The following is an 18,583-nucleotide window of genomic DNA, read 5'->3' as shown; positions in this document are numbered from 1 at the left end:
ATCAGCATCATGCAAGGGATCCATCCAGACACGCTGAATAATGGGACTCGTCCGATGTTCATAGAAGCGATTAGCACAATACACATTCAAGCTGCACCCGAGCACGCCTGTGACTTGGGTCTTCGGCTGGAAAGCATCGTCACTGAAATCGGCACGCTGCCCGACTGCCTCGGCTATCTGGTAGCACGCTGCACTATTGCCCCGGATCTCTGGGTCGTTTCCAGCCACTGGACGACGCTGACGGCCATGGAGCGACATTTCACGGACCCTGCCCTGAAGCCCTTCATTGACCTGCTCGCAAGCCGGGGTGTGCGGCGGATCGAGTTCAACAGTTTTTTCAACAAACACGCCAGCAAACTACTGTCCTTCAGCCGGCAGGAGGCTTCATGAACATCAACGAACGGCACTTTGCCAACTTCGATATGAATCTGACCGTGGTCTTCATGCTGCTCTACCGCGAACGCAGCGTTTCACGTGCCGCAAAGCTTTTGCGCGTGGGGCAACCGGCGGTGAGCGGATCACTGGTGCGACTACGCCAGCAATTCGAAGACCCTTTATTCACTCGCTGCGGCAGAGGAGTCAGCCCCACTGAAAGGGCGGAGCAAATCGTCGCGCAGTTAATGCCGGCCCTGAGCACCATCGAAGCAATTCTCTGCTCAAAGGGCTGATGGCAGGAGCGGCTTCAGGTATGGGCGCGTTGCTATCCCGGCCATGTCGTCGGGGCCGTTCTTTGCTGCGACACTACGAAGGATCTTAAACGTAGAGAGAGCAAGAATTGTATGGCAGCTACGAGCGGAGTCGGGAATTCAGACGATCCCAAGTGGTTTGGCGGTTGTAGTCTGGTAGCCAATACCGTGATGTTTCAGGCAGAGGATCTTTTACCGACTAAGGTTTTAAATCGAGCGTTTTCGGCCTGCTGGGAATTTTCCGAAGTCTGAGGCCAAATTTCGATTCTCTCAAAACTTTCAAGATCGCTGCGGTTCGGACTCGACTCTTGATCGAATACTTGATGCAATTCGCAGGTTAAGCGGTTTCAGGCGAAGCCTCCGCTTGCCCGGAAAGTTTTGATTTGCACATGCGCACAAATCGAGATTGTGAGGCAGCAATCGGCCAGAAGCGGACTTTCGTTTTTTCCGACGGCCGCAAAGGCTCGCATCACAGATTCACCCACTGCGGGCAGGCGCCCTCCCCATTCAAGACTTCTGCGCCAATATCCTCACTCGATGACACTCAGACGGCCCAAGTGGTTGACCGCTTGAGGAAAGAACGGCGATGGGCATCAAAGGTTGGCCGGTTGCATTGTCCAGCAGCACTGAGCGCGTCTCGTGCGGCTCGAACAGATGGCGCTCTCCCCACTGCCTCATGCTGACCACAATCGGAAAGATCTCTCGGCCCTTTTCCGTGAGCACATATTCCTTGTAAGCGCTGCCATCCGACGCCGGAACGATGTCGAGCACGCCGACCTCGACCAGCGTTTTCAGCCGCGACGCCAACATATTCTTGGCAACCCCCAAGCTCTTCTGAAATTCGCTGAAGCGGCGAATATCGTCAAATGCTTCGCGGATGATTAGCAGCGACCAGCGGTCACCAATGGCTTCCAGCGTTCTTGCAACAGGGCATTCGTTGTTTTGTGGCGAATCGTTCTCGGCCATTTTTGTACCTTCTGAGTGTCGGTCAGCCAGATCGGATCGATAACCGAGCGAATCTGGTTGCAATTTGAAACTACTCCGTGCGAGGATTGATTTCGGTTGCTAATTGAAACTAGTTTACTCACATGGAAGTCGTTATGACAGTTGAGACCGAATCACCGACTGGCCGCTTGTACAGATCTGGTGCAACGCAGACACCTCCTGGCATCAGTCAAGCGGGCGACGGGGGCCTTTCGTCTTCGCTCACCCTGCTGCTCTCTGTCACCTGTGCACTGGCGGTAGCCAACGTGTACTTCGCCCAGCCCTTGCTTGACTCAATGGCTGAGAGCTTGGGCGTGGCGTCGGGAATGATTGGCGTCGTGGTCACGGCCACTCAGGCAGGTTACGCACTGGGTTTGCTACTCATTGTCCCGCTCGGCGATATCGTCAACCGCAAACGGATGATCCTGAGTCAGCTACTGCTATCCGCCATTGCACTCGCGGCAGTCGGCGCTGCTCAGGCGTGGCTGGTTCTGCTTGGCGCCATGATCGTTGTCGGTTTGACGGCAGTAGTCGTCCAGGTGGTGGTGGCCTTTGCCGCTTCGCATGCAACGCCCTCACAACGCGGACAGACCATCGGCACGGTCACCAGCGGCATTGTGCTGGGGATTCTTCTGGCACGCTTCACGTCCGGGCTGATCGCCGATCTGGCAGGCTGGCGTGCCGTTTATTTTCTGTCCTCAGGGCTGATGCTGGTCCTCGCCGCCGTGCTGTGGAAAATCGTTCCTCCCACTGCGCCGTCACCGTCCCGGGACTCGTATTTCGTTCTCATCCGGTCGCTATTCAAGCTGCTGATCAGCGAACCTGTGTTGCAGGTCCGTGGCATGCTGGCCTTGCTGATTTTTGCCGCGTTTTCGGTCTTGTGGACGGCGATGGTTCTGCCGTTGAGTGCGCCGCCACTGTCGCTTTCCCACACCGCCATCGGCATGTTCGGGCTGGCAGGATTCGCCGGCGCCCTGGCTGCCAAGAGCGCCGGCCGCTGGGCCGATCAAGGGCTGGGGCAGCGAGTCACCGGCCTGACGTTGAGCGTGCTGACACTTTCATGGTTGCCGATCAGTTTTGCGCAGACGTCCCTGGTCACGCTTGTCTGTGGCGTGATCCTGCTCGACTTCGCCGTGCAAGCCGTCCATGTCACCAGCCAGAGCATGATTTTCGCCGCTCGCCCTGAAGCCCAAAGTCGCATGGTCGGCGTTTATATGTGCTTCTACTCAATAGGTAGCGCGCTGGGCGCTGTGGCAGCGACTCAGGCCTATGCGCGCTGGGGATGGTTGGCCGTCAGTCTGCTGGGTGCTTCGATCAGCGCTACGGCCTTGGTTCTCTGGTTTTTTACAGTTCGCGTCTCTCACAACCATCAAGGAAGATCGCGTTGAAAATTCGTCACTTGTTGCTCGCCATCTCGATCACCGCCCTATAAGGAAGATCGCGTTGAAAATTCGTCACTTGTTGCTCGCCATCTCGATCACCGCCCTATGGGGCCTGAATTTCTCGGTCATCAAACTGGGACTCGCAACGGTCGATCCCTTCATTCTGGCGGGTATTCGCTTCACACTCTGCGCCCTTCCCGCGATTTTGTTCATTCCCAAACCTGATGTGCAGTGGCGCTACATCGTCGGTTATGGGCTGGTCTTCGGCATTGGACTGTGGGGTGTGGTCAATCTGGGCATCGCGTCCGGTCTGTCGCCAGGCATCGCCTCGCTGGTGCTTCAGTTCAGCGCGTTTTTCACCATCCTGCTGGGGTCCTGGATATTCAAGGAAGCGCTTTCCCGCTATCAGATCGCCGGAATGGGAATCGCTTTGTGTGGATTGTTCAGCATCATCTCCATTGTCGACGGGACAGTCACAACGATCGGATTGATGCTGGTGTTGCTGGGCGCGTTGGCCTGGAGTGCGGCCAACGTCATCAACAAGAAAGCCAGGACCACCCAGGTGTTTGCCTTCCTGGTGTGGTCCAGTGCGTTCTCGCCCATCCCGCTTTTCACGCTCGATTTTGCGTTGAACGGCTCAACCGGGTACCACGCATTGTGGAATCAGTTGGACTACAGGGCCGTGCTGTCGATCCTGTTTCAGGTATACCCCAACACCCTGTTCGGCTACTGGGTGTGGAACTCGCTAATGAAACGGTACCCGGTATCGACAGTCGCACCCTTGTCGTTATTGGTGCCCGTTTTCGGATTGCTCGGCTCAGCCCTGATTTTCAATGAGGACGTATCACTCAACAAAATCGTCGCGGTCGCTCTCATCGTGTCGGGACTGGGGGTGGGGTTGTATGGGCAACGTATTCTGAATGCAATCTTCCCGCGGGCTGTGCAGCCGTAATGCTGATGGCATGGCGCACGGTGCTTGTCCAGTCTTGTAAGGTCAGGTGACTGCATTGGGTCGATAGCGGTCGAGGGAACCTCTTCGCGCAGTCAACAGCCTACCCCCAGATGATAGAATCCACCCCTTACCCTTGGCCTTGTGTGGAACCCATCCCCCCATCGCCACACTGCCACCGAATGGTCCACCCATGCTTCTGAACCTTGAAATCCGCAGCTATGAGCGTGAAAACCCTCATCACTGCCATGACCATGCCCAATTGGTCCTGCCGGTTCGTGGCCTAATGGAAATTGACGTGGACGGTCGCGGCGGGTGCATCGATCAGTCATTGGCAGCGCTTGTGACGCCGGGTTCGGTGCACTCCCAGCTCAGCCAGGCAGACAGCCGTTTTTTGGTGCTGGACTGCGCGCCGACATTGCTGGCGACGCTCCAGATGGGGCGCCTGGCTCAGAAAACGTTCGTGCCTATTTCCCCTGCAACGCGGCGGCTGATTGAGTTCGCCGAGCTAATCGGGAATGAGCAACTGGCCTTCGGTGCTCAACAGTTAGGCTCTCTGCTTCTTTCTTCACTGGGCTCTGACACTTTCAGTTCTCCATCCCCTATGGAGCAATTGATCGCCCGCCTGCGGGCGAATCCTGGGGCGAACTGGAGCAACGAAATCATGGCCCAGGCCGGGAACATGAGCATGAGCCAGTTACATCAGCGATTCAGGCAGGTGTTCGCGATGAGTCCTCAAGCCTGGTTGACGGAATTACGCATCCAGGAAGCTCAAAGATGGTTGCGTGGTACTTCCCTGCCGATTGCCGAGATCGCCTTGCGGGCAGGCTTTTCCGATCAGGCATCGCTGACCCGAACCATGCAACGTGTAAGCGCCACCACCCCGGCTGCCTATCGTAGGACGCAAAAACAGTCTGGGTAAAAAATGCCACAGTTACCGACAATACTCCCAAAGTACCGCGCGTCAGACTTCACGCTTCAGGCTTCGGAGCGCGGATGAAATGTTTGCTGATCGGTCACTGTTGAAGGGCATTGTTTACGGGGTTTGCGCGGGGCTGTGCTGGGGAGTGATTTTTCTTGGACCGCAGCTCACCCAGGGCTTGAGCGGCCTGCAATTCGCGGTGCTCAGATTTCTATGCTACGGCGCGATTTCGGCGGCTCTGCTTATGCCCCGCTGGCGGCGGGTTTGCGCACGTCTTAGCTGGGCCGACGGGAAGTCACTCTTCTGGCTCAGCCTGATCGGTAATCTCGTGTACTACGCGCTGGTGGGCACCGGCGTGCAGCTAGTGGGCATTGCGACGACGTCTCTGATCGTCGGGCTCATCCCGGTGTTGATCGCTGTGGCAGGTCGGCATGACGCAAATGCGGTCTCCTTGCCCAAGCTGCTTCCCTCGATGTGCTGCGCAGTGGCTGGAGTCGTACTTATCAGTTGGCACGCACTGATCGATGACCACACGCCTGACACATCGACAAACATCGGCGGGATTCTATGCGCCACAGGTGCTTTGGTGACGTGGAGTTGGTTCGCCGTAAGCAACGCCCGGCGGCTGGTTCAGGTCGCCAGCATTTCTTCCCATGACTGGGCTCTGCTGACTGGCGTCATGACGGGCGCTCAGTCGCTGCTTTTGGCAGTGCCTGTCCTGGCTTTTCAGGCAGATAACCATGGCAGCGGCGAATGGCTGCACTTCTTCCTGGTGGCAGGTGGAGTTGCCCTTCTTTCCTCGGTCGTGGGTGGCGCGTGTTGGAATCAAGCGAGCCGACTTCTGCCGCTGGCGCTCAGCGGGCAAGTGCTGGTAATCGAGACGCTGGCAGCTCTGGTTTTTGGTTTTCTGTGGGAGCAGCGGCTACCTGACACCTATGAAGCGGCGGCCATCGCACTCTTGGTAACGGGGGTTGTCTGGTGTCTGAATTGCCATCGTAGTCCACTGCGCGCTCAAGCTGCCTAGCTCATACACTGGCTATGGCCGCGGGCTCCACCGGCAACTTTCGGCCAGAAGCTGCCCTTCACTGATCCCGTGGCACGCGCAATACCGCCCTTGCGACTATAAATCCCGTCTACGGATATTCCCGGCCGGAATGACTCATATCACCACTACCGGACTGCTGCATATCCGTCTTCCGGTCCAGACTCGCCTCCTACATTGCTGCCGACACAATGCTCCTAAAAGGAACGTCGCCAGCCGAGACGGCTTTTCTGAAAAGGGTTCGAGTCATGTTAATAGTTCACGCGTTCGCCACTCCCAACAGTGTCAAGGTGCTCATAGCGCTTGAGGAGCTGGGGCTCGAATATCAGCTCGAACCAGTGAATATTCGCCAGGGCGAGCAAAAGGTCGAAGCGTTCGTCAGCCTTAACGCAAATGCCAAGGTTCCGGTGCTCGTCGATACCGCAGGCTACGGTGGCCAGCCCATGGTTCTCACCGAGTCCGCTGCCATCCTTGTCTACCTGGCGGAGCGCTATAAACAGCTCCTGCCCGAGGAAGGATTGCAGCGCGCCAGGGTGTTCGAGCAGCTGTTCTTCCATGCCTCCGCCATCAGCCCTTCTTTTGGCCAGTCCGGGTTTTTCCTGAAGCTGGCCAGCGAACCAAACCCCGTCGCCATCGCCCGCTTTCAAGGTGAAGCCAAGCGCACGCTTGCAGTGCTTGAAGGGCTACTGGCACACAACGAGTTTGTGGCGGGCGAGCAATTTTCAATTGCCGATATCGCGCATTTCGGTTGGATGTGGCGCCGTGAATTTGCCGGCGTCGATTTCTCCGTCAGCCCAAATGTGGAGCGTTGGTACACCGCCGTAAGCAACCGCCCTGCCGTGATTCGTGCCATCGCACGAAGCAACGCCCTGATCCCTCAATCCTGATACCACCGGAGCACTTCAATGAGCCATCAAGACCTTTTTACGCCGACTCCGGTCGGCCCGTTTACGCTTCAGCACCGCGTCGTCATGGCCCCATTGACCCGCATGCGTTCCAGCCCCGGCGATGTGCCGAACGATTTGATGGCTCAGTACTACGCGCAACGCACGACCCAGGGCGGGCTGATCGTTTCCGAAGCCACGCCTGTTTCACCTCACGGTTATGGTTACGCCCACGCGCCGGGTATCTATACCCAGGACCAGGTCGAAGGCTGGCGCAAGGTCATCAAGGCCGTCCACGAAAAAGGCGGGATCATCTTCCTGCAGCTTTGGCACGTGGGCCGCCAATCTCACTCACTGCTCCAGCCCGGCGGTGTCGATCCGGTCGCACCCTCAGCGATCCAGGCGCAAGGAGATGCCTATGCCGACAGCGGGCCGGTGCCCTTCGGCATGCCCAGGGCACTGCGACTGGAGGAGATAGCTGGCATTGTCGAAGAGTTTCGCCACGGTGCAGAACTGGCCAAGGCGGCGGGCTTTGACGGTGTCGAGATTCATGGCGCCAATGGCTATCTACCCGACCAGTTCCTTCAGGACGGCACCAATAAACGAACGGATGCGTACGGTGGTTCCATTGAAAATCGCGCACGGTTCATGCTCGAAATCACGGCAGCGGCCGTTTCGGTCTGGGGCAAAGGGCATGTTGGCGTGCGGCTGAGTCCGTCCAGCAGCTATGGCTCGATGCATGACAGCAATCCAAAGGCGACCTTTGGATATGTTGCCCAAGAGTTGGATAAGTTGGGGCTGGCCTACCTGCACGTCGTGGAACCGCGCGTCAAAGGCAATGAAACCATCGACCAGGATGCAGCTCCCGTGGCAGTCCAATACCTGCGAAGCGTGTTCAAGGGCCCTATCATTGCCGCCGGCGGCTTTAATCGCGAGAGTGCCGAGGCCATTATTTCTCAAGGTGACGCGGACATGGTCGCGTTTGGTCGCTCCTTCATCGCCAATCCGGATCTACCCCGCCGCTTGCGCGAAGGTTTGGCACTGAACGCCTATGACCGCGACACCTTCTATGGTGGCGATGCGGGCGGCTATACCGACTATCCCTTTGTAGATGCCGCCAATACCTAAAAATGGCTTGAAAAGAAAAGGCGCTGTCAAATGACAGCGCCTTTTTTATGCGTTGCGATTGTCGATCAGATCGACGACTTGCCGATAGAAGCACCGCCGTCCACGAACAGCGTCTGACCGGTCATGAAGCTGCTGTTCTGTGACAGAAGAAACTGTATGGCCGATGCAATCTCCTGCGGCTGGCCGAACCGGCCCATGGGTACACCTGACAGGTAACGTGCTTCACCTTCGCTACCGGGAGCATTGTTCGCCCTGAACAGCAGCGTTTCCGTAGGACCAGGCGCAACGGCATTGACCGTGATTCCGGTACGCGCCAGTTCGAGAGCCCAGGTCCGGGTGAAGCTGATCAGGGCCGCCTTGGCTGCGGCATAGGAGGTGCGGTGGGTAATACCCAGCACCGTCAGGCTGGAGATGTTGACGATGCGACCCCAGCCGCGCTCGCGCATGCCGGGCAACAGCGCCTGAGTGGCTTGCAGTGCGGAGTGCAGATTGACCCGCATGACCGCGTCGAAATCATCGAGATCGACTTCGCCAAGAAGCTGCTGGCGAACCAGACCGACGTTGTTCACCAAACCGTCAAAGGCGTACTGCCGGGTCAGCTCGGCAAGCGCCTGTGCGGTGGCTGCACGGTCGCCCAAGTCAACCGGTACCAGGACGCCTGGAAACCCTGGATCGTCGGCGTGCCGGGCAATGCCCACAACCGCGTGCCCCTCGGCGGCCAGTGCGTCGGATAAAGCGCGGCCAATGCCTTTGCTGGCCCCGGTGATCAAGAAGGTACGAGTCGTCATTCAAAGCTCCAGAGACTAAAAGCGCGCCAGCGTATGTAAATGGCGCGACAGGTTGAAACGACAGGCCGGCTATTGCGTTGTGAAACTCGGCCAAAGGCGCCGGCCGCAAATACTGCGGCGCGGCTTTCAGGTATTGCCCAACTCGATAGCCGCCAGCCAAGGCTAGCGAGGCTGGTAAACAATCCTCAAGCCAGGGCATTGGCAAAGCTTTCAACGACAACGCCCGCGAAGGGCGGGCGTTGTCGACAGGGGCGGTCAGCGTCTTTTGGCAGGCGCCGAACCTGTCAGGCGGGTTTGGTCCACTCGTTACCCTTCATGAAAGGATCGAGCTGGGTGTGCACCAGGTGATTGGTGTAGTTGCTCATTAACTTGGTGGCGACACCCAGCACAACTTCCAGGACGTTCTGGCGGGTGTAGCCTGACGCGAGGAAGGCATCGATAGCGGGTTCAGGAACGAAGCCACGCTCACGAACCACCTGCATTGCAAAGATGTGCAGCGCTTCAAGCTTTGCGTCCGGCAGCACAGTGCCGGCGCGCAGAGCGGCGATGACCGCTGGGTCCATCTCGATCATCTTGGCCAACGTGGTGTGACCGGCCATGCAGTAATGGCAGTTATTTTCGAAGTTGGAGGTCAGGTACACCACTTGTTGTTCATGAGCGGTCAACGTGGTTTTGCCAAACAGGTCCCAGAGCTGCGAATAGCCAGCCAGCAGCTCGGGCGACTCGGCCATGTTGGCTTGCAGGTTAGGCAAAAAGCCAAAGGCACCCTTCACCGCTTGCAGAACGGGCTTGGAAGCGGCCGGTGCGTTATCAGCGGTGTACACGGTAAAAGTCGTCATGTGAGTTACCTTGAGAGAAAGCGGTGGGTGTTTGTTGAGACCGATAGTGCAGGCCCGAAGCGTGATGCGGAACGCAGCCACCGGGCATAGCACTCATTCTTGAGGGGAATGAGGCGGCCGGTTTCCGACGCGTACAGTCAGTTCTTCGGCGATTGGGCCTCGACAAACCCAAGCAATTTTTCTCGGTTCTGTTGAATCCATTCACGAAGGGTCGTAGCCGGGCGGCCCAGGACGTAAGGCACGTCATCGCGCACGCTGCCGATGTAGCCCATGCGCCCGTCAGCCAATTGCACGCAGAAGTCCACTGCGCCCTTGGCGTACCAGTTTTCAACGGCCAACGCGCCGGCCTTGAACAAGGCTTCAAATTCATCGGGGCTGCGGAGATCACAGTTGATCGTGCGGCCCAACTCTTCGCTTAGAATCGTCGCCATCTCTGACCCGCTGTGAGTTTCCGTACTCATCCAGTAATCGCGACTGGCATGCTTGGCAGGCCCTTGGCGCAACACTGTGGCGGCGACCTCTGCCAGGTCTTTGGAAGCGACCCAACCAGCGCGTGCATTGCCCCAGAAAACCGAGAAACTACCGCCCACAGGTGGTCCACTGTTGAGCAGATATTCCATGAAGACATTGGGGTGCAGGTGGGTCCATGCGATGCCACTGGCCTCGATGTACTTCTCGACCATGGAGAACCACACAAAGTGGGGATCGGTACAATCCCACTCGGCAAACACACCCTGGTTGACGATGTGTTTCACGCCAGCCTTGTAGGCAGCATCCACCAATGTCTTGCTCTGATGCACCATGGCGATGGTGTAGCCGGTCAGCAGGTAAAGACGCTCGACGCCGGCCAGCGCTACGCCAAAGGAACGAGGTTCATCCAGGTCAAAATACACAGCGTCCCGGCCCGATGCTCGTAGCCGGGCCACTTCATCTCTGTTGCGCACACCGAGACGCAGATGCACTTCGCCGGGATGGCGGTCAAATTCTTCGATGATCAATCGACCGGTCTGGCCGGTAGCGCCGACGATGAAGACGACAGGTAATGCTGGTGTTGGCTGAGTCATGATGAGTTCTCCAGGAGTGATTAAGCAGCGGTGGGCAAATCGGATATCGGTTTCGGACGGGCAGGGATTCGAGCGAGAGCGACCAGGGCCGCGAGCGTAGCCAGTAGGGAGGCGGCAAAAAGGGCATGGCGCAATCCGGCGGTGATTGCTGGGATAGAAGCCCGAGCATCACTGACTTCAAGGCCGGGGGTGGCAATCCCCACCAACAGCGCGAGCCCCAGCGCGGCACCGACCTGCTGCGCAGTACTGGCCATCCCCGAGGCAATGCCTCGGTCACGTGCATCGATGCCAGAAGTCGCGGATATCCACATCAGCGTCCAGGTGATGCCCTGCCCCAGGCCATCGAGCAGGAAACCCGGCAATAGACGGGTGGTGTAACTACCCTCAGCGCTCAAGTTGAACGCCACCAGCAGCAGGCCAGCCACGCCCAGAGCCAAGCCAACCAGCAGCCCGTTACGCAAGCCCACCCGGTTGACCAGCCGGCCACCGATGCGGGTGCCCGCCACGATGGACAAGGCAAAAGGCAGGAATGCCAAGCCGGCCATCTGCGGCGCCAGTTGGCGGACCTCCTGCAAGTAAGTGGTCAACAGGAAGTACTGGGCGCCGAATGCTGATGCAAACAATGCACAGATCAGCATGCCGGTCGGCAGGCTCGAATGACGCAGCAGTCGCAAAGGCATCAGTGGCGCGGCGGTGCGTGATTCAATCAGCAGAAAGCCGCCGAGAAGCATTAAGGCCCCCATCAGCAAACCCACGACAATGGAGCTGGTCCAGCCAAGCTCCGGGCCCTCGATACAGGCAGTCACCAGGGACACCAGGCCTGCGGTCGCGGTTAACGCGCCAGGTAGATCGATACGAACCTTGGCGTTGCGCGGCTCGTCTCTGGGCAATACCCACAGCGCTCCGATCACCACTAGTGCAGCAATCGGTACGTTGACGAAAAACGTCCAGTGCCAACCGAAGGCACTCGTCAGCAACCCGCCCAGCAACGCCCCGCTGGCACCGCCACTGGCACCCGCAGCCCCCATGACGGCCAGCGCTCGATTGCGCTCTGTGCCCTCGGCAAAATAGGTGGCGATCAACGCCAGCGTCGTCGGGAAGAGCAATGCGCCTCCGAGGCCCTGCACCGCTCTCGCGGCGATCAGCAAGCCTGGGCCGGTCGCTAGACCACCGGCCCAGGAGGACCCGGCATAGAGAACCAGCGCCACCACGAACGCGGTTCGCCTCCCAAATACGTCTCCCAAACGCCCCCCCAGCAGCAGGAAGCCGCCGAAGGCCAAGGCGTAAGCGCTGACCACCCATTGCAAGTGAACAGCGGAAAAGCCAAGCGCGCCGCCGATGGAGGGCAAAGCCACATAGACGATGTTGTAGTCCACCGCAATGATGAACTGCGCCATTGCCAGCAGGGTGAGCCCCGCTACTGGATGCTTGAGAACGATTTGAAGGCTTGGCATCAATGCAGCTCCGAATTGAACGGGCCGATAGAAAAAAGTCGAAAGATGTCGGTGTGGTTTCGTGGGCAAACCACGACCGATGCAATCAGCCCATCAAAGCTGGGAGCAATTCGGAGGGGTCAGGACGCTGGGTGTAGTCCGGATTGACCTCGGCATAGAGGATGATTCCGTCTTGGCCAATAACGAAACGGGCAGGCATCGGCAGAGTCCAGCTCGGGTCATCGTTGAAGACCGGCAGGTTGTTACCAAAGCCTTTGTACAGATCGATCAGGTAATCCGGGAGATTGAAGCGCAGGCCGAATTGCGCGCCGACGTCGCCCTTCACATCGCTGAGAATCGGGAAGCTCAACTTGTTCTGGCGAACAGACTTGCGACTGTTGGCTTTGATCTGAGGCGAAATCGCTACCAGGCTTGCGCCCAAGTCGCGCAAAGCTGGAAGCGCCTCTTCAAGTGCCTGCAATTCCATGTTGCAGTAAGGGCACCACACGCCACGGTAGAAGCTCAGCACCAATGGCCCTTTAGCCAGCAACTCTGCGGAAGAGACTGGGTTGCCATCGGGATCGTCGAGGGTAAACACCGGCGCGCGGTCACCGACTTTGAGTGCGCGCTCGGCCTGCCCGGTCGCAATCAATTCAGCCGTCGCACGCTTCATCACAACGTGAACTTCAGGCGGAGCGTTGAAGGGAGGTTTGCCGCCGACGAAGTCAGCTTTGAATGCATCGAGTTTCGCTTGAAGAGTCATGAGGGATACCTGGTTGAGTGGAGTTGATCGGTGCGCCGATCACCAGGTCATACTCTGCGACAGCCCTACGACACGGTAGAGAGGTCGCTGGCATAGCATTTATGCCGTCTGGGAATGTGAACATTCAATGCTATTGAATAACCGGCGACATGCAATCTGGCCCTCGGAAACAGAACGTCGCAACGCCTCAAATCAAAAATCCTGCCGTCCAGATAACGCTTCAAGCATGCGAAGCAGCGCATTGGGCGCAAGACAATGGGCAGTGTTGGCGTCGATAGAGGCGAATAAAATTTGCCCACTGCGGCTGATCACGTATGTCGCAGGTATGACGAGTGGATCGAGCAGATCGGCATAGTCCTCGCCGTACGCAACCGGTTGAGAATGCGGCATCGTCTTTGCGTCAGCCTGAAGCGCCAGTCCATAGGCAGTCGCGACGCTGCAATGTGAATCGACCAATGTGTGAAACGGAAGGTCGTCCAGACCTGAAGCATCCCACTGTGGCGCGAGCACGATCAAAGTGACCGACTGCGCACGTATCCGAGGATACAAAGCAGCAAGCTCCAAGAGCTGGGTTGTCAGTCTTTCATAACCCAGGCCCTGAGACACCATCAGCAGTACCGGTCCAGCCAGCAGGCATTTGGATAACGAGACCTTCCTGCCTTGACGATCAGGCAGGCAGAACTCAATAGCGTGGTCACCTGCCTTCAATGCATTCAGTGGCCACTGTCCCAAGGCCGACCCTCCGAACACTCGCTGATGCTGTTCCTCGTTGGGTGCTTCGATGATTAGCGCGGCTTTGCTTCGAGCATCCGCGATTGGAGAACGTACTTTGGCTGTCATGATTGATAATCCTGGAGCACTCACGACTTAAAATTTTGCACCAAGCGCCGTCAACCGGGCAGACTGGGAAAATGGATATAAATCATTCCGAGGAGGAATAAGATGGACCGGTTGGCCGCAATGGAAACCTACGTGTATGTGGTAGAAACCGGCTCCTTCTCGGCAGCAGCCCGCCGACTCAGGATCGGCCAGCCCGCTGTGTCGAAGATCGTCGCGCAACTGGAAGAGCGTCTGTCGGTACGCCTACTGTTGCGCTCCACACGCGGCCTGACCCCGACCGAAGCCGGGCTGGCGTATTTCGAACGGGCCAAACGCGCTATCGAAGAAGCCAACGAGGCAGATCTCGCGGCCAGAGGTGCTGGCACGGGACTTACCGGCACGCTACGTATCTGCGCCGCAGTGACCTTCACTCGGCTTCATGTGCTTCCACACTTGGGCGCATTTCTGGAGATGCACCCGGATTTGAACATTGATGTGGTGCTCGATGACCGTAACGTCAATCTGGTGGAAGAAGGTATCGATGTCGCATTGCGTATGGGCGCCATGAACGACTCAGGTCTCACGGCGCGCAAAATTGGCGAGTGCCGGCGATTGGTATTGGGTACTCCAGACTATTTCCAGCGTTTCGGTGAGCCCCAGTCACCTATCGATTTGATGTCGCATCAGGCCGTTGTCTACTCGCAGGGCGGTGGCGGAGCCAATTGGTTATTCAGGCAAGGCAGTACTGAGCAATCCATCACTGTGTCAGGCAGGATTCGGGTGACCGCTGCCGAAGGCATCAGGACCGCCGTGCTTGCTGGCCTTGGCCTGACCCTGTCATCCGAATGGATGTTTGCCCCCGAGATGGCCTCCGGCGAGGTACGTACTGTGTTGGACGGCTGGCACCTCCCCAATCTGGATCTGTGGGCGGTATTCCCGACCGGAAGGATGGCCAGCGCGAAGGCTAGAGCATTCATCAACTTCGTTGAACAGCTTCTGAATCCACAAGTAGATCCTGTACCGCAATAGAAAGTAGACGCGGATATCGGCCCAGAACCCTTGGCTAGCTTGCGCACAGTGCTGCTGTATTTGCGGTGATCCTTTTCGCGGAGAGGTCCAATGAGATTTTGTGCGACTTCTCAACACGCACGCATCAGACGGCTCTCGACCAATAGCAGAAACCCCCGATGGGAGCCCGAATGGTCAGCGCTATGGGTTGCTTGAAATGTTGATAGCCTTAAACGATTTACCAAAACCGCATCACTCATTCCTTCAGGGCGGACCGGGCTTATCCGCAGAGCGCTCTGTCGCTGATCAACAAGACCGGCGAAGCGTGCCGAACTAGGCGGTACAATTCCCTGTCGCTGACAACCTGGAGCCTGCGCTTTTAATGTCGTTGTTCATTCGTTTGACTGCATTTTCAACCCAGAGCGGCCGGGCGGTCGGCCTTGTCTGGGCGACTTCACGCCCCTTGTTCGGCGGCTTGATCGTGGCGACGCTGATCGCCGGCATTTTACCCGCGCTCGCCGCCTGGATCGGCCAGAGGATCGTCGATGCGGTGGTTCAGGCGATGCAGATCCATGGGAATGGCAGCCAGGCGCCGGTATGGCCCGTCCTGCGTTACGTAGTGGCCGAGGCGGGCGTATTGGCGTTGCTGGCCGCGGCCCAACGGGCGCTTTCAATGCAACAAGCGCTACTGCGGGTGCAGTTGGGGCAGAAGGTCAACCTGATGATCCTGGAAAAGGCCCAGACCTTTTCGCTGCAGCAGTTCGAGGACTCGGCCTTTTACGACAAGTTGGTGCGCGTGCGCCGCGATGCATCGACCCGGCCACTGGGCCTCGTCACAAAAGGCCTGGGGCTTACGCAAAACCTTATCTCGCTTGTCAGCTTTGCGGCGCTGCTGGTGCATTTTTCCCCTTGGGCGCTGCTGATCCTGGTGCTCGGCGCACTGCCGGTGTTCTTCGCCGAGACGCATTTTTCCGGTAATGCCTTCCGCCTATTTCAGCGTCGCGCCCCGGAAACTCGCCAGCAAAATTACCTGGAAGCATTGCTGTCCCATGAGGCGCACACCAAGGAAGTGAAGCTTTTCGGCATGGCGCCGTTGTTGCTGCAACGCTATCGCGACAATTTCATGCGCCTGTACGCCGAAGACCGCCGGCTCACCGTGCGACGCGACGCTTGGGGCTTTGCCCTCGGGCTATTGGGCACTGCCGCGTTCTACGTGGCCTACGCCTGGGTAGTGTTGGACACCGTGCGCGGCCAGACCACGCTGGGGCAGATGACTATGTACCTCGTGCTGTTCAAGCAAGGTCAGGTCGCCATCACTGCCAGCCTCAGCGCGATTGCCGGTTTGTACGAGGACGGCCTGTACCTGTCTGACCTCTACGAATACCTTGAGGTGCCGGTGGCACCGACACGCGGCACGCTGAAGGCCGGTGCACGCCCAGGCGACGGCCTGCGCTGCGAGCGCTTGGGGTTCCGCTACCCGGGTGCCGCGCACCCCACGCTCAGCGACATCAGCCTGCACCTGACGCATGGCATGAGCTTGGCCCTGGTGGGCGAAAACGGCTCGGGTAAAACCACACTCATCAAACTGCTTACCCGACTCTATACGCCTGACGAGGGCCGGATCCTGCTGGACGGCAGCGATTTGCAGGACTGGGACGAACAGGCCTTGCACCAGCGCATCGGGGTGATCTTTCAGGACTACATCCGTTACCAGATGACGGTCGGCGAAAACCTTGGGGTGGGTGACATCGAAGCTTTCGATGACCAGGACCGTTGGCGCGATGCGGCCACTCAAGGGATCGCCGACCAATTCATCGAACGCTTGAGCAACGGCTATCACACGCAGTTGGGGCGCTGGTTCGTCGGTGGACAGGAACTGTCCGGTGGGCAATGGCAAAAGTTGGCGCTGTCGCGTGCCTACATGCGCCGTGAGGCCGATCTGCTGATTTTGGACGAACCGACGGCCGCCCTCGACCCTGCGGCCGAGGCTGCCGTATTCGAGCACTTCCGCGAGTACGCCAAGGGGCGCATGACTTTGCTGATCTCTCACCGATTCTCCAGCGTGCGCAACGCTGATCACATCATCGTGCTGGATCAGGGCCGGATTCTGGAACAAGGAACCCACGTGCAACTGATTGCTGGCGGCGGGCGCTATGCCAGCCTCTTCAACATCCAGGCACGTGGGTATCGGTAACCGCTCCGACTACCCACTGACGAGGCAACATGCGTTTAGTCATCCAGGTAGTAATGGTTGAACGAACCGGCGACCTGCGGGCGGATCAAGCAGTGGCCGGGATTGCAAACCAGATCGTGCCAACCCCCGATTTGCCTGGACCACGCCAGATCGATCTCTATTTAATCGTCCTGTACGCGTGGCCCGCTAGTGGGAAATTGCACTGTACCTGACCACGTATTTGCATTCGACTTGACCTGGTGTTTGCATCGGATCTGACCAGCGCAGTTCGCGCCCTCCCCGGCTGAAGTCGACACATAGCCGCCCTGGGCGGAGGGCAGCTAGCGACCCAAAGCGGACGGTAAGCTTCCCGCGAAGACAGCAACCTGGTACATAGCTGGGCCATCGACCGTGCTCGCGGGAGAGCAGCAACGTTCGTGGTCGCGTTGGGCTGCAACCAGTAATTATTGGCCTCGTTATTACTAATTCATCCCACTAGCGGCATGGTTTCACTGCAGTTTCTTTATGACCATCAAGCCTTCTCGGATTATCGTAATTTTCGACCTGATTTTTTCGACCGCTCCCAGATGTAGTGGTCTAGTGTGTCCGCTTTGGGTCGAAAGCTGCCTGTGGCTTAGATTTTTGATCGGACAGAAGCCGGCATTCAGCTAAGGTATGATCGCCACATCTGCATCTAACAAGAGAGACCGCCTTGCCCGCTGTTACCTCCCCTCAAGATAAGCTCAGCCCTGACAAACCGGGGACAGACCAATTAGCCGAGGATCTTAGAAGGCTTATCGGCAATCTGGTCCGGACGGTTCGCGCTGGATCGCAGACACCTTCCACGGCCCAGTCCGAAACCTTGGGATTAATCGACCGTGATGGCCCCTGCAGCATCAGCGCTATGGCTGCACACCGGAACGTCAAGCATCAGAGTATGAGGTTGGTTGTTACCCAACTAGAGCGGCAGCACCTGGTGACCCGGGCGCCTGATCCGGCCGATGCCCGAAAACAACTCATAGAGCTGACTGAGCAAGGCCGAAGGGCACTCGACGTAAGTCGCCATCAGCGTAGTGACTGGCTGGGTCGTCGGCTCAAAGAAAAGGCCACCCCCGAAGAACGACTAACCTTGGAGGCGGCGATCAGGATTCTGGAAAACCTGATGGCGGCAGATGAAAGGTAGGATCAGGCTGATCGCAAAGCCGCCAGTAAAACTGGCAGGGAATTGATGCCCCAGTGTTCGACGTATTGACCGCCACCGACTCGCACGATGTCAATCACATCAATGGTAACTTCGCGCCCGGTAGCCGGAATGCCGAGGAGCGGACCGGAATGAAGACCAGTGATGCGCTTTCGAGTGGTGACCCTGTCCCCCTCCGCGACTTGGTCCAGCACATCGACCTTCAAGCCTGATAAACCCGCATGCAAGATATCTTGAAAAGTGTGCCATAGGCCCTCCCGTCCGGCGTTCTGACCCGGCGCAGCGGAGTGGTTGATGAAGTCCTGAGCGACAAGCTGTTCAAAGGCCTCTCGGTCACACAGCCCGATAACCTGATGATTAAACTGACGAACAATAGCTTTGTTCTCTGCTGACATATCGACTCCCGGTGCGAGGCATGCTGATAGCCAAATATATACAGCTTGACTGTATATATCTACCGGTTCAGCGCGGCTCTGCGAGTCTTTCGTGTGGCCAGGAATCCCAGCTACGCCGGACCT

The 18,583-nt window shown here is 58.0% G+C and carries 19 protein-coding genes; 11 read left to right on the top strand and 8 right to left on the bottom strand.

Translation table 11 applies throughout. The annotated features are described in order from the left end of the window. The first annotated feature begins 9 nt into the window (after positions 1 to 9). Positions 10 to 390, top strand: coding sequence for an antibiotic biosynthesis monooxygenase family protein (locus tag ACI2KS_RS11815; RefSeq protein ID WP_404620277.1), 381 nt, complete (start codon positions 10 to 12; stop codon positions 388 to 390). Beyond that, complete coding sequence (locus ACI2KS_RS11810) at positions 387 to 668, top strand: LysR family transcriptional regulator (protein WP_404620275.1); 282 nt, start codon at positions 387 to 389, stop codon at positions 666 to 668. The genes ACI2KS_RS11815 and ACI2KS_RS11810 overlap by 4 nt, the downstream gene beginning before the upstream one ends. Positions 669 to 1,193: 525 nt before the next feature. Here the strand turns inward: ACI2KS_RS11810 and ACI2KS_RS11805 are convergent. Continuing rightward, on the bottom strand, positions 1,194 to 1,652 hold the full coding sequence (locus ACI2KS_RS11805) for a winged helix-turn-helix transcriptional regulator (RefSeq protein ID WP_404620273.1): 459 nt from the start codon (positions 1,650 to 1,652) through the stop codon (positions 1,194 to 1,196). 134 nt (positions 1,653 to 1,786) lie between these two features. Between ACI2KS_RS11805 and ACI2KS_RS11800 the strand changes: the two genes are divergently transcribed. From ACI2KS_RS11800 to ACI2KS_RS11775, 6 genes are all read left to right on the top strand, one after another. Then, positions 1,787 to 3,058 carry an MFS transporter gene (locus ACI2KS_RS11800; protein WP_404620271.1) on the top strand — a complete coding sequence of 424 codons (1,272 nt, stop codon included), beginning with the start codon at positions 1,787 to 1,789 and terminating at the stop codon, positions 3,056 to 3,058. A gap of 55 nt (positions 3,059 to 3,113) precedes the next feature. Next, positions 3,114 to 4,004, top strand: coding sequence for an EamA family transporter (locus ACI2KS_RS11795; RefSeq protein ID WP_404620269.1), 891 nt, complete (start codon positions 3,114 to 3,116; stop codon positions 4,002 to 4,004). 190 nt (positions 4,005 to 4,194) lie between these two features. After that, positions 4,195 to 4,923 (top strand): AraC family transcriptional regulator, encoded by a 729-nt coding sequence (locus ACI2KS_RS11790; RefSeq protein WP_404620267.1) that lies wholly within the window; start codon positions 4,195 to 4,197, stop codon positions 4,921 to 4,923. 79 nt (positions 4,924 to 5,002) lie between these two features. After that, positions 5,003 to 5,947, top strand: coding sequence for a DMT family transporter (locus ACI2KS_RS11785; RefSeq protein ID WP_404620266.1), 945 nt, complete (start codon positions 5,003 to 5,005; stop codon positions 5,945 to 5,947). Between the two features lie 266 nt (positions 5,948 to 6,213). Then, complete coding sequence (locus tag ACI2KS_RS11780; protein ID WP_404620265.1) at positions 6,214 to 6,852, top strand: glutathione S-transferase family protein; 639 nt, start codon at positions 6,214 to 6,216, stop codon at positions 6,850 to 6,852. 18 nt (positions 6,853 to 6,870) lie between these two features. Next, positions 6,871 to 7,977, top strand: coding sequence for an alkene reductase (locus ACI2KS_RS11775; protein ID WP_404620264.1), 1,107 nt, complete (start codon positions 6,871 to 6,873; stop codon positions 7,975 to 7,977). A gap of 65 nt (positions 7,978 to 8,042) precedes the next feature. Here ACI2KS_RS11775 and ACI2KS_RS11770 read toward each other — a convergent pair whose 3' ends face one another. The 6 genes from ACI2KS_RS11770 to ACI2KS_RS11745 all read right to left on the bottom strand — a co-directional run bounded on the left by ACI2KS_RS11770 (position 8,043) and on the right by ACI2KS_RS11745 (position 13,704). Then, on the bottom strand, positions 8,043 to 8,765 hold the full coding sequence (locus ACI2KS_RS11770; protein WP_404620263.1) for an SDR family oxidoreductase: 723 nt from the start codon (positions 8,763 to 8,765) through the stop codon (positions 8,043 to 8,045). A 284-nt stretch (positions 8,766 to 9,049) separates the two neighbouring features. Continuing rightward, positions 9,050 to 9,604: a carboxymuconolactone decarboxylase family protein gene (locus tag ACI2KS_RS11765; RefSeq protein ID WP_404620262.1), complete on the bottom strand. Its 555-nt coding sequence runs from the start codon at positions 9,602 to 9,604 to the stop codon at positions 9,050 to 9,052. Positions 9,605 to 9,741: 137 nt separating this feature from the next. Further along, entirely contained in the window at positions 9,742 to 10,668 is a 927-nt protein-coding gene (locus ACI2KS_RS11760) for an NmrA family NAD(P)-binding protein (RefSeq protein ID WP_404620260.1), read from the bottom strand. A 20-nt stretch (positions 10,669 to 10,688) separates the two neighbouring features. Then, complete coding sequence (locus tag ACI2KS_RS11755; RefSeq protein ID WP_404620258.1) at positions 10,689 to 12,122, bottom strand: MFS transporter; 1,434 nt, start codon at positions 12,120 to 12,122, stop codon at positions 10,689 to 10,691. Between the two features lie 85 nt (positions 12,123 to 12,207). Next, positions 12,208 to 12,864, bottom strand: coding sequence for a peroxiredoxin-like family protein (locus ACI2KS_RS11750; RefSeq protein ID WP_404620256.1), 657 nt, complete (start codon positions 12,862 to 12,864; stop codon positions 12,208 to 12,210). A gap of 192 nt (positions 12,865 to 13,056) precedes the next feature. Further along, positions 13,057 to 13,704, bottom strand: a complete 648-nt coding sequence (locus ACI2KS_RS11745) for a redoxin domain-containing protein (protein ID WP_404620254.1) — start codon at positions 13,702 to 13,704, stop codon at positions 13,057 to 13,059. 102 nt (positions 13,705 to 13,806) lie between these two features. Here ACI2KS_RS11745 and ACI2KS_RS11740 point away from each other — a divergent pair, with 102 nt between their 5' ends. The 3 genes from ACI2KS_RS11740 to ACI2KS_RS11730 all read left to right on the top strand — a co-directional run bounded on the left by ACI2KS_RS11740 (position 13,807) and on the right by ACI2KS_RS11730 (position 18,047). Then, complete coding sequence (locus ACI2KS_RS11740) at positions 13,807 to 14,712, top strand: LysR family transcriptional regulator (RefSeq protein ID WP_404620252.1); 906 nt, start codon at positions 13,807 to 13,809, stop codon at positions 14,710 to 14,712. Between the two features lie 361 nt (positions 14,713 to 15,073). Continuing rightward, complete coding sequence (locus tag ACI2KS_RS11735; protein ID WP_404620250.1) at positions 15,074 to 16,885, top strand: ABC transporter ATP-binding protein; 1,812 nt, start codon at positions 15,074 to 15,076, stop codon at positions 16,883 to 16,885. Between the two features lie 691 nt (positions 16,886 to 17,576). Next, positions 17,577 to 18,047 carry a MarR family winged helix-turn-helix transcriptional regulator gene (locus ACI2KS_RS11730; RefSeq protein WP_404620248.1) on the top strand — a complete coding sequence of 157 codons (471 nt, stop codon included), beginning with the start codon at positions 17,577 to 17,579 and terminating at the stop codon, positions 18,045 to 18,047. Between the two features lie 2 nt (positions 18,048 to 18,049). Here ACI2KS_RS11730 and ACI2KS_RS11725 read toward each other — a convergent pair whose 3' ends face one another. After that, a complete protein-coding gene (locus ACI2KS_RS11725; protein ID WP_404620246.1) occupies positions 18,050 to 18,460 on the bottom strand; it encodes an ester cyclase in 411 nt (136 codons plus the stop codon). Positions 18,461 to 18,583: the final 123 nt, after the last annotated feature.

The organism is Pseudomonas sp. NPDC087358, from assembly GCF_044900785.1.
Lineage (GTDB): Bacteria > Pseudomonadota > Gammaproteobacteria > Pseudomonadales > Pseudomonadaceae > Aquipseudomonas.
This window is presented reverse-complemented; position numbering and strand designations above follow the sequence as displayed.

Bases quoted from the DNA above. Each gene is read 5' to 3' on its own strand.
- ACI2KS_RS11745 (WP_404620254.1), bottom strand. From the start codon at position 13,704: ATGACAGCCAAAGTACGTTCTCCAATCGCGGATGCTCGAAGCAAAGCC.
- ACI2KS_RS11770 (WP_404620263.1), bottom strand. From the start codon at position 8,765: ATGACGACTCGTACCTTCTTGATCACCGGGGCCAGCAAAGGCATTGGC.
- ACI2KS_RS11765 (WP_404620262.1), bottom strand. From the start codon at position 9,604: ATGACGACTTTTACCGTGTACACCGCTGATAACGCACCGGCCGCTTCC.
- ACI2KS_RS11735 (WP_404620250.1), top strand. From the start codon at position 15,074: ATGTCGTTGTTCATTCGTTTGACTGCATTTTCAACCCAGAGCGGCCGG.
- ACI2KS_RS11775 (WP_404620264.1), top strand. From the start codon at position 6,871: ATGAGCCATCAAGACCTTTTTACGCCGACTCCGGTCGGCCCGTTTACG.
- ACI2KS_RS11815 (WP_404620277.1), top strand. From the start codon at position 10: ATGCAAGGGATCCATCCAGACACGCTGAATAATGGGACTCGTCCGATG.
- ACI2KS_RS11755 (WP_404620258.1), bottom strand. From the start codon at position 12,122: ATGCCAAGCCTTCAAATCGTTCTCAAGCATCCAGTAGCGGGGCTCACC.
- ACI2KS_RS11805 (WP_404620273.1), bottom strand. From the start codon at position 1,652: ATGGCCGAGAACGATTCGCCACAAAACAACGAATGCCCTGTTGCAAGA.
- ACI2KS_RS11785 (WP_404620266.1), top strand. From the start codon at position 5,003: ATGTTTGCTGATCGGTCACTGTTGAAGGGCATTGTTTACGGGGTTTGC.
- ACI2KS_RS11810 (WP_404620275.1), top strand. From the start codon at position 387: ATGAACATCAACGAACGGCACTTTGCCAACTTCGATATGAATCTGACC.
- ACI2KS_RS11780 (WP_404620265.1), top strand. From the start codon at position 6,214: ATGTTAATAGTTCACGCGTTCGCCACTCCCAACAGTGTCAAGGTGCTC.
- ACI2KS_RS11800 (WP_404620271.1), top strand. From the start codon at position 1,787: ATGACAGTTGAGACCGAATCACCGACTGGCCGCTTGTACAGATCTGGT.
- ACI2KS_RS11790 (WP_404620267.1), top strand. From the start codon at position 4,195: ATGCTTCTGAACCTTGAAATCCGCAGCTATGAGCGTGAAAACCCTCAT.
- ACI2KS_RS11760 (WP_404620260.1), bottom strand. From the start codon at position 10,668: ATGACTCAGCCAACACCAGCATTACCTGTCGTCTTCATCGTCGGCGCT.
- ACI2KS_RS11725 (WP_404620246.1), bottom strand. From the start codon at position 18,460: ATGTCAGCAGAGAACAAAGCTATTGTTCGTCAGTTTAATCATCAGGTT.
- ACI2KS_RS11740 (WP_404620252.1), top strand. From the start codon at position 13,807: ATGGACCGGTTGGCCGCAATGGAAACCTACGTGTATGTGGTAGAAACC.
- ACI2KS_RS11750 (WP_404620256.1), bottom strand. From the start codon at position 12,864: ATGACTCTTCAAGCGAAACTCGATGCATTCAAAGCTGACTTCGTCGGC.